Annotated in this window: 13 protein-coding genes; 2 read left to right on the top strand and 11 right to left on the bottom strand. The window is 62.8% G+C overall.

The features are described 5' to 3' along the window. Positions 1–216: 216 nt before the first annotated feature. The 6 genes from M8997_RS07445 to M8997_RS07420 all read right to left on the bottom strand — a co-directional run bounded on the left by M8997_RS07445 (position 217) and on the right by M8997_RS07420 (position 4,356). Positions 217–393, bottom strand: a complete 177-nt coding sequence (locus M8997_RS07445; RefSeq protein WP_250019375.1) for a hypothetical protein — start codon at positions 391–393, stop codon at positions 217–219. A 15-nt stretch (positions 394–408) separates the two neighbouring features. Beyond that, a complete protein-coding gene (locus M8997_RS07440) occupies positions 409–915 on the bottom strand; it encodes a hypothetical protein (protein ID WP_250019374.1) in 507 nt (168 codons plus the stop codon). A 486-nt stretch (positions 916–1,401) separates the two neighbouring features. Further along, positions 1,402–1,992, bottom strand: coding sequence for an SCO family protein (locus M8997_RS07435; protein WP_250019479.1), 591 nt, complete (start codon positions 1,990–1,992; stop codon positions 1,402–1,404). Beyond that, positions 1,992–2,522, bottom strand: coding sequence for a copper chaperone PCu(A)C (locus M8997_RS07430; RefSeq protein WP_250019373.1), 531 nt, complete (start codon positions 2,520–2,522; stop codon positions 1,992–1,994). The genes M8997_RS07435 and M8997_RS07430 overlap by 1 nt, the downstream gene beginning before the upstream one ends. An 11-nt stretch (positions 2,523–2,533) precedes the next feature. Next, the gene (locus M8997_RS07425; RefSeq protein WP_250019478.1) at positions 2,534–3,895 is read right to left on the bottom strand and encodes a PepSY domain-containing protein; all 1,362 of its coding nucleotides are present in this window, start codon (positions 3,893–3,895) and stop codon (positions 2,534–2,536) included. Positions 3,896–3,972: 77 nt separating this feature from the next. Then, the gene (locus tag M8997_RS07420; protein ID WP_250019372.1) at positions 3,973–4,356 is read right to left on the bottom strand and encodes a hypothetical protein; all 384 of its coding nucleotides are present in this window, start codon (positions 4,354–4,356) and stop codon (positions 3,973–3,975) included. 186 nt (positions 4,357–4,542) lie between these two features. Here M8997_RS07420 and M8997_RS07415 point away from each other — a divergent pair, with 186 nt between their 5' ends. Continuing rightward, positions 4,543–5,775, top strand: a complete 1,233-nt coding sequence (locus M8997_RS07415) for an Mrp/NBP35 family ATP-binding protein (RefSeq protein ID WP_250019477.1) — start codon at positions 4,543–4,545, stop codon at positions 5,773–5,775. 860 nt (positions 5,776–6,635) lie between these two features. Here M8997_RS07415 and M8997_RS07410 read toward each other — a convergent pair. Continuing rightward, on the bottom strand, positions 6,636–8,264 hold the full coding sequence (locus M8997_RS07410; protein WP_250020174.1) for an alpha-D-glucose phosphate-specific phosphoglucomutase: 1,629 nt from the start codon (positions 8,262–8,264) through the stop codon (positions 6,636–6,638). A 255-nt stretch (positions 8,265–8,519) separates the two neighbouring features. Continuing rightward, positions 8,520–9,137 carry a L,D-transpeptidase gene (locus tag M8997_RS07405; RefSeq protein WP_250020175.1) on the bottom strand — a complete coding sequence of 206 codons (618 nt, stop codon included), beginning with the start codon at positions 9,135–9,137 and terminating at the stop codon, positions 8,520–8,522. Positions 9,138–9,311: 174 nt separating this feature from the next. Between M8997_RS07405 and M8997_RS07400 the strand changes: the two genes are divergently transcribed. Then, the gene (locus tag M8997_RS07400; protein ID WP_250020176.1) at positions 9,312–9,806 is read left to right on the top strand and encodes an MmcB family DNA repair protein; all 495 of its coding nucleotides are present in this window, start codon (positions 9,312–9,314) and stop codon (positions 9,804–9,806) included. 21 nt (positions 9,807–9,827) lie between these two features. Here the strand turns inward: M8997_RS07400 and M8997_RS07395 are convergent, their stop codons facing one another. The 3 genes from M8997_RS07395 to hrpB form a co-directional block, all read right to left on the bottom strand. After that, positions 9,828–10,391 (bottom strand): ActR/PrrA/RegA family redox response regulator transcription factor, encoded by a 564-nt coding sequence (locus M8997_RS07395; RefSeq protein WP_250020177.1) that lies wholly within the window; start codon positions 10,389–10,391, stop codon positions 9,828–9,830. A 107-nt stretch (positions 10,392–10,498) separates the two neighbouring features. Continuing rightward, the gene (locus M8997_RS07390) at positions 10,499–11,797 is read right to left on the bottom strand and encodes an ActS/PrrB/RegB family redox-sensitive histidine kinase (RefSeq protein ID WP_250020178.1); all 1,299 of its coding nucleotides are present in this window, start codon (positions 11,795–11,797) and stop codon (positions 10,499–10,501) included. Between the two features lie 99 nt (positions 11,798–11,896). After that, positions 11,897–14,344, bottom strand: a complete 2,448-nt coding sequence (gene hrpB / locus M8997_RS07385; protein WP_250020179.1) for an ATP-dependent helicase HrpB — start codon at positions 14,342–14,344, stop codon at positions 11,897–11,899. Positions 14,345–14,520: the final 176 nt, after the last annotated feature.

Here is a 14,520-nt window from a genome sequence, read left to right as displayed (position 1 = left end):
CGGCCAGTATCAGTCTGGAACTTTTCATGCCTGCCTCCGTGTCGTTGTAACCGAAGCGTAGCAGAGGCGCCCGAAAGAAGGGCGTTAGAAAGAATTCCTTTTATCCCGAAAAGATAGAATATTCTACCCGGACGCTATACCTTACTGAAATTGTCGTCTAACCAGAGCCTGTGCTGGCCGTGGATGGCGAATGAGCTTCTCACAGGCTCCCCGCCATCATTTGCGAATGGTCAGCGCGGTTTCGGCATAGGCGAGGTGCACTACGACCGGTTTCAGGTCGGCGATCGGTGCGTGCTGGTACGGTGTTTTCAGCGGAATGACGAAGATCGCCGCCGTGAGCAGCAAGGTTGCCGCTATGGAAAGCTGGCGCTCGGTGCGTGATGTGATTGCCATGATTCGGTTCCCTTTTCAGTGATATTTGGCCCGCAAAGGGCGAGAAATTATGTCATCGATGGCGAACCTCGGGATCGGCAGCAATATCTGGTCCATTTCCGCCAGCGTTTCGGCAAAGCCGATGGCCGCGTTCTCCAGTTCTTCGCTCGACGCAGGACATGCCATGGCATTGAGGCAGGTTCTTGCCGCAACCATGTCGCAATTTTGAAGCCCCGCGATCAGCCCCAGCGTCAGGCACTCCTCGCGGCAGACATGATGCGAGCCGAACGGAAATGTCTTCAGCGGCACCAGTGCCTTGTGGCGCAGCGTGCGCACGAAGAAGGACAGGTCTGCGAGGGCGCGATTGCCGTTCCGGCTTCCGAGTATCTCGCTATAGAGCCCATAGGCCATCTCCCAGGCTACGACGGACCCGGTTTCGAAGCCGGCGATCCAGCGGCGATAGCCCTCGAGTACGAGTTTTTCCGGCGCGCGGTCGAAATAGCAGCCCGTGCCTGCATTGGTCTCAGACATGTGCGGAAACATCGCTGCTCCCATCGTCACAGAGGTTTCGATGACTGGCCAATGGCAAGCCGCGCGCGACTGTCGTCGGCAAGCCGCATACGACTGTCGTCGGTAAGCCACGCGCAACTGTCGTCGTCGGTCGGCTGCGGGTGACGAGGCCGGCAATGAAAGGCGACTCCCGGCCATGCAATAGTGAAACCACGCGTCGGCGTGGCATAAAAAGACCTATCATAGGGTCCTCCAATCGAACGGGTTCAAGGCCCGGGCATCAAAGGCTGCGCTTGGCGCTATCGCATAAATGCTCGACCGGGAGGCAATGTCAAACATTAAATTTCAAAACAGATAAAAATATCAATAGCTTAGAATGATTCTAGAAAATTATGAGTATTTTGGTATACAAATGTTCGATCCAGGGCAATTTTGTTTCGTTCCGCCCCGCCACATCCCGCCTCGCCGCCACATCTCGTCCGGGCGAGGCGAAAGCGTATGGGCGAGGCGGAAGCGAATTCATCCTGCGATCAGCAGGCGCAGTTTCTTCAGGGCGACGTCCGGGCTCTCCTTGTAGTCGATGGTGCTTTTCAGCTTTCCGTCGCGATCGAGCAGCATCACCGATGCAGTGTGATCCATGGTATAGCTGCCGTCGTCGGTCGGCACCTTCTTGGCATAGATGCGCCAGCTCTTGACCAGTTTCGTCACGTCCTCGGGCTTGCCGGTGATCCCGGTGATCCGGCTGGTGAAGCCGGACGTATAATTCTTCATCACTTCGGGCGTGTCCCTTTCCGGGTCGACGGTGATGAAGAACACGCGCAGGTCCTTGCCTTCATCGCCGAGCTGGTCCAGCCAGCCGGCCATTTCGAACAGCGTGGTCGGGCAGACCTCGGGGCAGTGGGTGAAGCCGAAGAAGAGCGCGCTGGGATGGCCCGTCAACGCGGCCTCGGTGATCGGCGCGCCGTTCTGGTCGGTGAGGGTGAAGGGGCTGCCGAGCTGCACCGGATCTGGGCGCCGGCTCTGGCCCGCATAGAAATAAGTATAGACCAGGAAGGCAACGAGGACGGCGATTGCACCCCAGAGCCCCAGTCGTACGGCACGATAATTCATCATTTATGCTCCATTCCCGCGCCATTGGCCGGTCCAACCATGAATTCCAGCTCGACCTTGCCGGATTTTTCGAATTCGAGCGTAACCGGCAGCATTTCGCCTTCCTTCAGGGGTTGCTTCAGCCCCATCAGCATCAGGTGCAGGCCGCCCGGTGCCAGCTGGACAGTTTCGCCCGCCGGAATGGCAAGGCCTTCCTTCAACTTTCGCATCTGCATGATATTGCCGTCCATCTTCATCTCATGCACCTCGACATGGGAGGCAACGGCCGTGGAGCCGCCAAGAAGCCGGTCCGCCTCGCTCCCGGTATTGGCAATGGTGACATAGGCCCCGCCGACCTTGGCGCCCGGCAGGGTGGCCCGGGCAAAGGCATTGCCGATCGTCAGTTCGCCGGCCTTGGTATCGCCCATCTCATGGCCTTCCGCGGCGGCGGGTTCGGCGCCGGTCATGGCGGAATGATCATGGGCGAAGGCGGCAGGCGGCATCTGGGCGAGAAGCAATGCCATGGCTGCGGCTGAAAGAATGTTCTTCATCGTAAGCTCCATCAGGAAGAGAAAATGCGTTGCAGGGGGGAAGCGGCGCGGCCGACCAGCTGGTCCGCGACCAGCATGGCGAGTATGGCGAAGCCGGTGAGGGGAAATGCGATGCCGAAAGCCAGGATCACGGCTGTCAGCGTGGCGAATACGCGCTTGCGCGCCGGCATGGGCGGCACTCCCAGCCGGCCCGAGGGACGGCGTTTCCACCACATGACGATCGCCGAAGTGCAGGCAAGCACGATGGCGAGGCAGGTGATGAGCATGACGATCTGGTTGGCGAGGCCGAAATACTGGCCGAGATGCACGCCGACACCGAATTCGATCAGCTTTCCGCCGGCACCATAGTCGGCGAACCTGATGTCCGCCAGCGGCTGGCCGCTATAGCGGTCATAATGGATGGTCCGCTGCCTGGCTATGTCGTCGGGGAAGATGGCGGCCGTATAGACGCCCGACTTTCCCGAGGGCATCGAGACTTCGAAGCCGGCGGTCATGCCCGCCGCCGTTGCGGCAGCCACGATATCGTCAAGCTGCGGCGCCGTTTTGCCGGGCCGGGCGACAGATGCCGGAACCGGCGCATTTTCCATGGTCCAGGCGGCATCCGGGACGACGGTCTTCAGCGGCGCCGACGATGCCGGAACCTCGTCCCACAGCGCGGTCGGATAGCCGAGGCCGGCATTCGAGATGAGTTGATTGGCCTTGCCGCCCCAATAGCCCGACCATGGCATGCCGGAAATGGCGAGGAAGAAGATCAGGGCGCCGGCGCCGGCGCCGGTCACCGCATGGATATCGCGCCAGAACACGCGCTTCGACGCCGTACCGCGGATACTGACGACCCCGCCGGTCTGCTGGCGCGGCCACCAGAGATAGAAGCCGGTGACGACGAGGATCAGCGCCAGGCCGCCGACCGCTTCGACGATGCGGTTGAAGCTGACGCCGAAATATTCGAGGCTGTGGATCTTCTTGACCACCCAGTTGAACTCGTTCTTCTCCGCCACGCTGCCGAGCACCGCGCCGCTGTAGGGGTCGAGAAAGACCAGCAGATTGCCTCCGGGCGTCGCCATCGTGACACGCGCGGAATGGTGCGCATCGGCGGGCGTCCTGTAGCGGACGAGCTTTGCGCCGGGCGTCGCGGCCCTGGCGTTTTCGACGAGCACCGAGGGCGGCAGCGGTTCGCCCCGCATCTGCACGATGTTGCGGCCGGCAAAGACCGTATTGTCGATCTCGTCCTTGAACAGATAGAGCGAGCCGGTCACCGCGAGGTTGATCATGAAAGGCACGACCAGCAGGCCGGCGAAGAAATGCCAGCGCCAGATGGCCCTGTAGAGGGAGATGCTTGCTTCTTTGGGCTGCCGGGCAGCCGCACTTGAAATGGACATGATTGCTCCATTCGTCTGACGGATTTCGGCCCATGGGCGGGCCGTCAACTGGCGCGGAAGCGCCGAGGCTGTCAGGCGAAGGGCGGTGCGTGCGGTGGTGCCGCGGGTGGATAGGCGCTGCGTGCGATCAGCGCGGCTTCGCGCTTGACGTTCAGCGATGGCAGGGGAACGACCGACGGATCGTTCGCCTTCGGCGGCACCGGCAAGATGAACGATGCCGAAAGACGGCAGGCCTCGCAGCCCGTGCCGTGCCAGGACGATTTATGGTCGTCGTCGCTGCCCTGGTCGGTCAGGCAAAGCGTCGGCAGCGTCCCGTCGGGAAGCGCATAGGCGGCGAGATCGATGGGAGCGGGGTCGGCGATGGCAACCGGCTTATGGGCAAAAGCGACGAGCACGAGCGCCAATGCGCATAGAATGCGCACCGTCTGCCGCCAATGGTCCCATGCTCCAAGCATATCCGCCTCATCCTGCTCCATGCTGATTTAAACCAGCGCGCGGCAAAAATCCATGCGGCAAAGAGGATGAGCCGGCAATATGTGCCGCAACCGGCACCGGCAGGTTGCATATTGATGATGAATGCCATTGGCGTTTCCGGGCAACTGCATTATCTCAGTCGTGTGAACGACAGGATTGGAAATGCGATGACAGGCGTGACGAAAGATCAGGTGCTGGACCGGTTGAAGACGGTCACGGGTCCCGATTTCAACAGCAACATAGTCGAACTCGGTCTCGTTTCGGATATTTTCATAGCGGATGGCAAGGTTTTCTTCTCGATAACCGTGCCCGCCGACCGGGCGCAGGAACTGGAGCCGCTGCGCGCGGCCGCCGAACGGGTGGTGAAGTCCATGCCCGGCGTTGCCGGCGCGGTGGTTGCCCTGACGGCCGAGAAGCGCGGCGGGCCGACCAGCGATGACGCGCCGCCGCGCCCGGCCGCCCGTCCTGCCCAGAGTCCAGCCGCCCACGCCCATCCGGCCCAGCGCCCGGCCCAGCGTCCGGCCCCGGCAGGTGCGGTGCCGCCGCAACGCGTGCCGGCGGCAGCGGCGCATCAACATGCCCCGTCATCCGCCAAGGCCGGCGTGCCCGGCGTCGGTGCCATCATCGCCGTCGCATCGGGCAAGGGCGGCGTCGGCAAGTCGACCACCGCCGTCAATCTGGCGCTGGGGTTGAGCGCCAATGGTCAGAGGGTCGGCATATTGGATGCGGACATTTACGGGCCTTCCCTGCCGCGCCTGATGCATCTTTCGGGCAGGCCGGAGGTGATTTCCGGACGCACCCTCAAGCCGATGGAAGGCTATGGGCTCAAGGTCATGTCGATCGGTTTCCTCGTCGAGGAAGAGACGCCGATGATCTGGCGTGGTCCGATGGTCATGTCGGCGCTGACGCAGATGCTGCGCGAGGTGCAATGGGGCGAACTCGACGTACTGGTGGTCGACATGCCGCCCGGCACCGGCGATGCGCAGCTGACCATGGCGCAGCAGGTGCCGCTTGCCGGCGCCGTCATCGTCTCCACCCCGCAGGATCTGGCGCTGATCGATGCCCGCAAGGGCCTCAACATGTTCAGGAAGGTCGATGTGCCGCTGCTCGGCATCGTCGAGAACATGAGCTATTTCATCGCCCCGGATACGGGTGCCCGCTACGATATATTCGGCCATGGCGGCGCGCGGTCCGAGGCGGAGCGGCTCGGCGTTCCCTTCCTCGGCGAAGTGCCGCTGGTCATGGAAATCAGGGAAACCTCGGATGCCGGAACGCCGGTCGTCGTCAGCAATCCGGATGGCGAACAGGCAAGGGTCTATCGCGAGATCGCCGCAAAGGTCTGGGAGCAATTGAGTTCAGGCAAGGGCGGCCGCTCTGCACCGGCGATCGTTTTCGAATGATCGTTCGGCAGGGCTGATGCTGGCTTGAGCCAAGCTCAGCATGAGGGTGGTGGTTGGTGGCAGGGGGATAGTTCTGCGAGGTTTCCAACCTGGGCTCCCTGCTTTTCTGCAATCAAATCAATCATCCTCATCCTGAGCCCCTCGAAAGCACGAAGGACCCCACAACGGTGATGCAACACCCGTCCCCTCTGGTGGGATAAATGGAAACTTATCCCACCACTTTGAAACCGGGTTATTGTGATTCGGTCCTTTCCAGTGGGGGAGCAGCTTCCGGAGCTGTTTCGACAAGCTGGGAAAGGGTGGCGTTGCCGGACGGTCGGAAGTGACAACCCCGATCGACCGGCAAACTGCAGAAGGAAACGGAGGTGGCGCTTCGTTTTCCGGGTTGTTGCGTCTGACAAGCGCAATGATAGCAGGCAAAGACGTCGCGGGCGGTCTTCGGACCTCGACCCTGATACAATACTGACGCGCTGAAGACCGCCCGTCTCCCCCATTTCAATGACCAGACGCGATTTTGCGGGCGTGGTGAGGGTTTTGCTTATTCTGCATCTCGAAAAGGGATTGCAGCCCACCTCCCTCATGCTGAACTTGTCGAAGCACGCACTATCTTGATGCAGCTTCCCAAAAAAGGGACTGCACAAACGTTGCTGCGCCCTTCGACAAGCTCAGGATGAGGGATTGGGTTTGATTGCAAGGAGGTAGTTTTGAGAGGTTTCAATCTCGGACCCCCTCCGTTTCCGCGATCAACAATTCTCCCTCATGCTGAGCCTGTCGAAGCACGCAACAACATATTGCAGTCTCCCTGGAACACTGCAGCGAGCCCACCATGAGGGTTGGCTCACCACAAGCGAAGGGCGGGATCAGGTGATGACGCTGGGCTTGTCGCGCTTGGTGTGCGCCTTGATTTCGGCGATCGCCTCGGCGGCGCGGATGAGATCGGCCAGCGCCTCCTGTGTCTCCATATCGTGGCGGGCGGGATCGGGCTCATACCGTTCGATATAGACGCGAACGGTGGCGCCGGAGGTTCCGGTGCCCGAAAGGCGGAACACGACGCGCGAGCCGCCCTCGAACAGGACGCGGATGCCCTGATGCTCGCTGACGGACTTGTCGACCGGGTCGTGATAGGCGAAATCGTCGGCTGCGGCGACGGTCAGGCCGTCGAATGCCTTGCCCTTCAGGCTGGTCAGTTTCGCCCGCAGCGCTTCCATCATTGCATTGGCGCCGGCGCTGTCCACACCCTCATAATCATGGCGCGCATAGTAATTGCGGCCATAGGTCGCCCAATGTTCCTGCGCGATGTTCCTGACGCTGGTGCGGCGGACCGCCAGAATGTTGAGCCAGAGCAGCACGGCCCAGAGCCCGTCCTTTTCCCGCACATGGTTCGAGCCGGTGCCGGCGCTCTCCTCGCCGCAGATTGTGGCCATGTCCGCATCGAGCAGATTGCCGAAGAACTTCCAGCCTGTCGGCGTTTCGTAGAGGCCGATGCCGAGCTTCTCCGCCACGCGGTCGGCCGCGCCGCTCGTCGGCATGGAACGGGCAATGCCCTTCAGCCCCGACTTGTAGCCGGGCGCAAGCTGCGCATTGGCGGCAAGCATGGCCAGCGAATCCGAGGGGGTGATGAAGATGCCCTTGCCGATGATCAGGTTGCGGTCGCCATCGCCATCCGAGGCAGCGCCGAAATCGGGGCCGTCCTCCGACATCAGCAGATCATAGAGTTCTTTCGCATGGACGAGATTAGGGTCCGGATGATGCCCGCCGAAATCGGCAAGCGGCTCGAAATTGAGGCAGGTGCCATCCGGAGCGCCAAGGCGCTTCTCGAGGATCTCCTTGCCATAGGGGCCGGTGACCGCGTGCATGGAATCGAAACGCAGGGTGAAGCCGGATTTGATGAGCGCGCGGATGGCGTCGAAATCGAAGAGGGTTTCCATCAGTTCGGCATAGTCGGCGACCGGATCGATGACATCGATCTCCATGTCGGCGAGCGTCTGCCGGCCGATCGTGTCGATATCGACGTCCGGCGCATCGGCTATGCGGTATTCATCGATCGATCTGGAACGGGCGAAGATCGCTTCGGTGATCTTTTCCGGCGCCGGGCCGCCATTGCCGATATTGTACTTGATGCCGAAATCCTCGTTCGGCCCGCCCGGATTGTGGCTGGCCGACAGGATGATGCCGCCAAAGGCCTTGTACTTGCGGATGACGTTGGACGCCGCCGGCGTCGAGAGTATGCCGCCCTTGCCGACGAGCACGCGGCCGAAACCATTGGCTGCGGCCATCTTCATGGCAATCTGGATGACCTCGCGATTGTAATAGCGGCCGTCGCCGCCGATCACGAGAGTCTTGCCCTCGAAACCCTCGAGCGAATCGAAAACGGACTGGATGAAGTTTTCGGCATAATTGGGCTGCTGAAAGACCGGGACCTTCTTGCGCAAGCCCGATGTGCCGGGCTTCTGGTCGTCATAGGGTTTCGTGGAAACGGTTTTGAACATTGGCGCCTTTCCAGTTTATGCAATCGTTCTTCAATCTAGAGCCTATATCTCGCAAAAGACCAGCCCTGACCATGGGAATGGCAGGACATTACAACCGAAACGTGACAAAGGCCCGACATGAATTGTCGCCCGGCCCGGCCGCAAGGCAGGCGGCGATTGAATGGCCGGCTCCGGGGATCGGGATCGCTACCCCCAGAACGCAGGAAGAGGGCGCCGGGGGCACCCTCTTCACGCACTACTGGACGACCTGCCAGCCTATTTCACGATCACCTTCGCGCCGACCTGCGCGCGATTGTAGAGATCGATGATGTCCTGGTTCATGAGCCTGATGCAGCCCGACGACATGGCCTTGCCGATAGACCACCATTCGGGGGTGCCATGCAGGCGGTAGCCGGTATCGCCGCGCTTGTTGAACAGGTAAAGCGCGCGGGCGCCGAGCGGATTCTGCAGGCCCGGCTCCATTCCGCCGCGGAATTCGGCGAGCTCCGGCTTGCGCTTGATCATTTCGGAAGGCGGCGTCCACCGCGGCCATTCACGCTTCAGCGCTACCCGTGCCGTGCCGTTCCACTCGAAGCCTTCCTTGCCGACGCCGATACCGTAGCGCATGGCCTTGCCGCCACCGAGGACGAGATAGAGGAACTTCGCACCCGTATCGACGATGATCGTGCCCGGCTCTTCGGCGCCGTCATAGCGAACCTCCTGGCGCAGATATTGCGGCGGCACCTTGGCCCTCGGTATGGCCGGAAGCACATAGCCAGCATCGGTCACCGAACTATAGGAAGCGGTAGAATAGTTGAGCCCAATAGTGGAACAGCCGGAAATAGCGGTTGCCCCCATCAGCCCAACCGCCAGGAAAGCAGTCTTAAATCGCATGGTCACCCCAGAAAGTTGTTCGAATCGCGGTAAATCTTATTGTTGCCTCTCTAGGGCCATTATTGTTAATGCTTCATTAACCGTAAAGCTTAGTTTCCCGTTAACCGTGGATATTGCCGCTGCGCTGTGAAAAATTTTGCGCATGGTTGCAATTTTGCCGATAATGCTTCGATCATGCCGCTCGTAAGTCCCGTTCGCTCCAGCCCGCTCGTCGATGGACGGCAATCGGAAAACGCCATGCTCGTCAGGCGTGGCGCGCAGCGGCTTTTTCTCGAAATGGGGCTGGCCGTCGTGCCGGAACTGCCGCTCGCCTCTGGGCGCCGCGCCGATCTGGTCGCCCTCACGCGCAGCGGCGAAATATGGATCGTGGAGATCAAGTCGTCGATCGAGGATTGGAAGGCCGACAGGAAATGGCCGATCTATCGCGACCATTGCGATCGGCTGTTCTTCGCCACGCATCCCGGCGTGCCGGCCGACATCTTCCCGGCCGATTGCGGCTTCATCCTGTCCGACGGCTACGGTGCGGAGATCATCCGCGACGCGCCCGAACACAGGCTCGCCGGCGCGACGCGCAAGGCCATGACGTTGAGGTTTGCACGGGTGAGTGCCGCGCGCATGACCCTGGCCGAATTGTCGGGCATCGACCTGCCCGACACGGACATGGAATAGGGTCACCAGCAATATATGCTACTAGCGCGGCGCCCGCTTGGCCAGTATCCGCTGCAGCGTGCGGCGGTGCATGTTCAGCCGGCGTGCCGTCTCCGAAACATTGCGATCGCACATTTCGTAGACGCGCTGGATATGCTCCCAGCGCACGCGATCGGCCGACATGGGGTTTTCGGGCGGCGCGACCTTTTCGCCGGAACGCCGGGTCAGGGCGGCGAAGACTTCATCCGCATCGGCCGGCTTGGACAGGTAGTCGATCGCGCCGAGCTTGACGGCATTGACCGCCGTCGCGATGTTGCCGTAGCCGGTGAGAATGACCGCGCGCGTATCTTCGCGCCGCGCCCGGATGGCTTCGATGATGTCGAGGCCGTTACCATCGCCAAGGCGCATGTCGACGACGGCATAGGCGGGGGCATGCGTCTTGACGCTTGCCAGTCCGGCCTCCACCGATTCTGCCGTTGCGACCGTGAAGCCGCGCGATTCCATTGCTCGCGCCAGGCGTTGTAGGAATGGCTTGTCGTCATCGACAAGAAGAAGTGTGGGATCGTCGCCTATGGCGGCAATATCGTCCTGATCCGTAGTATCCATCAGGGTTTCCTGCTCTTTTGTCATCATTATTCGCTGTTAATGGGTCCCGGCGAGCGAAAAGTCAAAGCCTTCAATGATTTTTGTACGGTTTCGGCGGTATAATGCCGCTATTCGGCAATGATGGCGCCGCGCGGCCAGGAAACGATGACTTCGGCGCCCTGGCCGGGATCGTTGCGGTTGCGGAACGTGATGGTGGCGCCGGAGCGTTCGAGCAGGGTCTTGGCGATGAAGAGCCCGAGCCCCAGTCCGCCGCCATGTTCGTTGAGCGTCCGGTCGCGTCCGGTCGTATAGGGCTCGCCGATCCTGTCGAGTATATCGAGCGCGAAGCCCTTGCCATCGTCGCTGACGATGATCTCGATGGTGCGCTCGTTCCAGCCCCACCGCACCTGGACCGTATTGGTGGCGAAGTCCACCGCGTTCTCGACGAGATTGCCGAGGCCGTAGATGATGCCCGGATTGCGCCGGACCACCGGTTCGTTGCCCTCGCCGGAAAGCTTCGTCACCTCGATGCCTATGCCGAAATTGCGGTTCGGCTCGATGACCTCCTCGATCAGCGAGGAGATCTTCAGCCGCGACATATGTTCTTCGCTGGTGGAGGAAAGGCTGGTCAGCCGCTTGAGGATCTCGCGGCAGCGATCCGTCTGCGAACGCAAGAGTTCGACGTCCTCGGCGAAGCGGTCATCCTGCTTCAGCGCGCGCTCCATTTCCTTGGCGACGAGCGCGATGGTCGCGAGCGGCGTGCCGAGTTCATGCGCCGCCGCCGCCGCCAGCCCATCGAGCGCGGAAAGGTGCTGTTCGCGCTGCAGCGTCAGTTCGGTTGCCGTCAGCGCATCGGCGAGAAGCCGGGCCTCCTCGGCGACGCGATAGGCATAGACGGCGGTGAAGGCCAGTGCGGAAACCACCGAGCACCAGACACCGGCGATGAAGACCAGCGGCAATTGCATGACCTGGCCCGGATACCAGGGCAGGGGGAGATAGACATAGGCAAGAACCGTCGCGCACAGCGTGACGAGCGCCCCGAGCGCCATGGTCGAACGCGAGGGCAGCGACGTCGCCGAAATGATCACCGGCACGATCATCAGCACGGCGAAGGGATTTTGCAGCCCTCCGGTCATGTAGAGCAGCCCCGCCACCTGCAAGATGTCGAAGGCCAGCACCGTTATGGCGGCGCGCGGCTCGAGGCGATGATTGATCGGATAGCGGAAGGACATCAACAGGTTCAGCCATGCCGAGCAGGCGATGAGCGCGAAGCAGATGCTGACCGGGAAGGGAAATTTGAGATAGAGCGCGACGAAAAGCACCGCGACGCTCTGGCCGGCGACGGCGAGCCAACGCAGGCGGATGAGCGTCGTCAGCCGCAGACGCCGTGACAGATAGGAAGAACGTATCCCGATATCCTGAACCATGCGGCTGCTTTAGAGCAATCGCCGCGCAAAGGGAATTGGGAATTGCGGGCTGCTGGCCGAGACCATTGGCCGAGACTATTGGCCAAGACGATTGACCGGTCAACTGCCGCGGGGTTTGGCGCGGCTGGTCGCCGCTGCGGTGGCGGGATCGTCGGGCCAGACATGGCGGGGATAGCGGCCGCGCATCTCGCTGCGCACGTCCGACCAGGACCCCTTCCAGAACCCCGGCAGGTCGCGGGTGATCTGGATCGGCCGGTGCGCCGGCGACAGCAGTTCCAGCAATAGCGGCACGGTGCCGTTGGCTATCGCCGGATGGGTGGCAAGCCCGTAGAGTTCCTGCACGCGCACGCTCAGCACCGGCTCCTCTTCCTCGTAGCGGATGGGGATGTTCGAACCCGTCGGCACGGTGAAATGCGTCGGCGCCAGCGTATCGATCCTGCGCTGCAATTCATGCGGCACCAGCGATCTCAGCCCGTTGGTGATGGCGCCGGCGCCTATGTCGTTCAGCCGCGGCGTGCCGCCGAGAAACGGCAGCAGCCAGTCCTCCAGCGTCTGCAGCAGCGCTTCGTCCGACATGGCCGGCCATGGCGCGCCGAGGCCGCTATGCAGCCAGGCGAGGCGCCGCCGCAGGATCGATGCTTCCTTCGGCCAGGGCAGGATGTCGAGGCCATGGGCGCGGATCGCCTCGATCACGCCGAGATTCGCCTCGTCCCCACCAGGCGCGGGCAATGTTCGTTCCGCCAGGACCAGCGCCCCGATGCGCACCGTCTCGCGCGTCGAAAGCGCATTGCGGGCGCTGTCATAGGCGGTCTGCCGCGCGGTGACGATCTTGCCGGCCAGTGCCTCGGCGATGTCGGCCTCGGAAACTTCTGCGGCGGCGAGGATGCGCGCGCGCCCCGCTCTGCCCGCCATATCCGCGACCACCAGGAACGCGGCCCGGGCCAGCGGCGATATGGTATCGACCTCGCCGCCGCGACCATTGGCGAGGGTGAACTGGCCGTTGCCGCGCGATTTGGCGACGCGGTCCGGATAGGCGTCGAGCAGCAGCCGGCCGGCATGGACCATCGCCGCGGCCTTGTTGGCGCCGGGTCCCGCCAGTCTTTGCGCCAGGGCTCGCGCCGCCCTTGCCCGCTCGCCGCGATCACGGCGGAAATTTGCGAGCCGCGCGTCGAGATCGGTATCATTGCCGCCAAGGCCGCGTTCGGTGACGAGAACGGCGAGTTCGGCCGCCTGCAGGGCTTCGCCGCGCTCCCGCGCAAGCAAGACCATGTGGGCGAGGCGGGCCGGCAAGGCCAGGCCGCGCATGGCCTTGCCGATCGGCGTGAGCCGCTCGTCCTCCAGCGCCCCGAGTTCATTGAGCAGCAGCCGCGCTTCATTGAGCGCGGGACGCGGCGGCGCATCGAGAAACCGCAGGCCGGCGGGGTCGGCAAGCCCCCATGCCGCACAGTCGAGCAAGAGCCCGGTGAGGTCGGCCTGCAGTATTTCGGGGGTAGTGAAGGCTTCGAGGGCGGCGGTCTGCTCGGCCCGCCAGAGACGCAGGGCGATGCCGGGTTCGGTCCGGCCTGCGCGGCCCGCCCGCTGATCGACCGCCGCTCGAGAAGCGCGAACCGTTTCGAGCCGCGTCAGTCCGGTGGCGGCCTCGAATCTCGGCAGCCGCGCCAGCCCGCTGTCGATGACGATGCGAACGCCGTCGATGGTGATGGAGGTTTCGGCTATCGACGTCGCCAGCACGATCTTCCGCTTGCCGGGCGGCGCCGGTTTGATGGCCGCATCCTGCATCGCGGCTTCGAGCGCGCCGTAGAGCGGCACGATGAAGCAATCCGCCGGAAGATCATCCGCCAGCAGCTGCGCCGTTCGCTCGATCTCGCGCTGGCCGGGCAGGAAAGCGAGGATGCTGCCCGGCTCCGCATGGACCATGTCGCGGATGGCCTTGGCCATGGCGGCCTCTATGCGTTCCTCCGGGCGCCGCTCGCGATGGCGGATGTCGATCGGATAGGAGCGCCCTTCGCTTTCGAGGACGGGCGCATCGCCGAGGAGCCGTGCGATCCGCGCGCCATCGAGCGTTGCCGACATGACCAGCAGTTTCAGGTCCGGCCGCAGCGCTCCCTGCACGTCCAGCGCCAGCGCCAGGCCGAAATCGGCATCGAGGCTGCGCTCATGGAATTCGTCGAAAAGCACCGCCGCTATGCCGGCAAGCATCGGATCGTCGAGCACCATGCGGGCGAATACGCCTTCGGTCACGACGATGATGCGGCTTTGCGCGGACACCTTGCTGTCGAGCCGCATACGGTAGCCGACCGTCGCCCCGACATCCTCGCCGAGAAGGCCGGCCATCCGCCTTGCCGCCGCCCGCGCCGCCAGCCGTCGCGGCTCGAGCAGCACGATGGTGCCGTCGCCGCGCCAATCGGCCTGCAACAGATGCAAGGGGACGAGCGTCGTCTTGCCGGCACCCGGCGGCGCCACCAGCACGGCGCTGTTTTTCGTTGCCAGCGCCTGGTCCAGCGCTGGAAAAATCTCGGTGACGGGAAGGAGGGGCAGGTCGTTCAAGCGCTTCGTCCGGGGCTGGTTGTGCCGGGTTTTTGACAGGCTTTGCCCGGAAATGTCCAGCCCCCAGGGAGGGTTCGCCGGTGGGTTCGCGGGCGAGTTCGCCGGTGAGTTCGGAGACGAGTTCGGGGACGGGCGGGGCAAACGCCTTTCATGGCCTGGCACGAGGACTGGCACTA

Source organism: Phyllobacterium sp. 21LDTY02-6 (assembly GCF_023554255.2).
GTDB lineage: Bacteria > Pseudomonadota > Alphaproteobacteria > Rhizobiales > Rhizobiaceae > Phyllobacterium.
The sequence above is the reverse complement of the archived record's forward strand: the minus strand, read 5'-3'. Positions and strand labels throughout refer to the sequence as shown.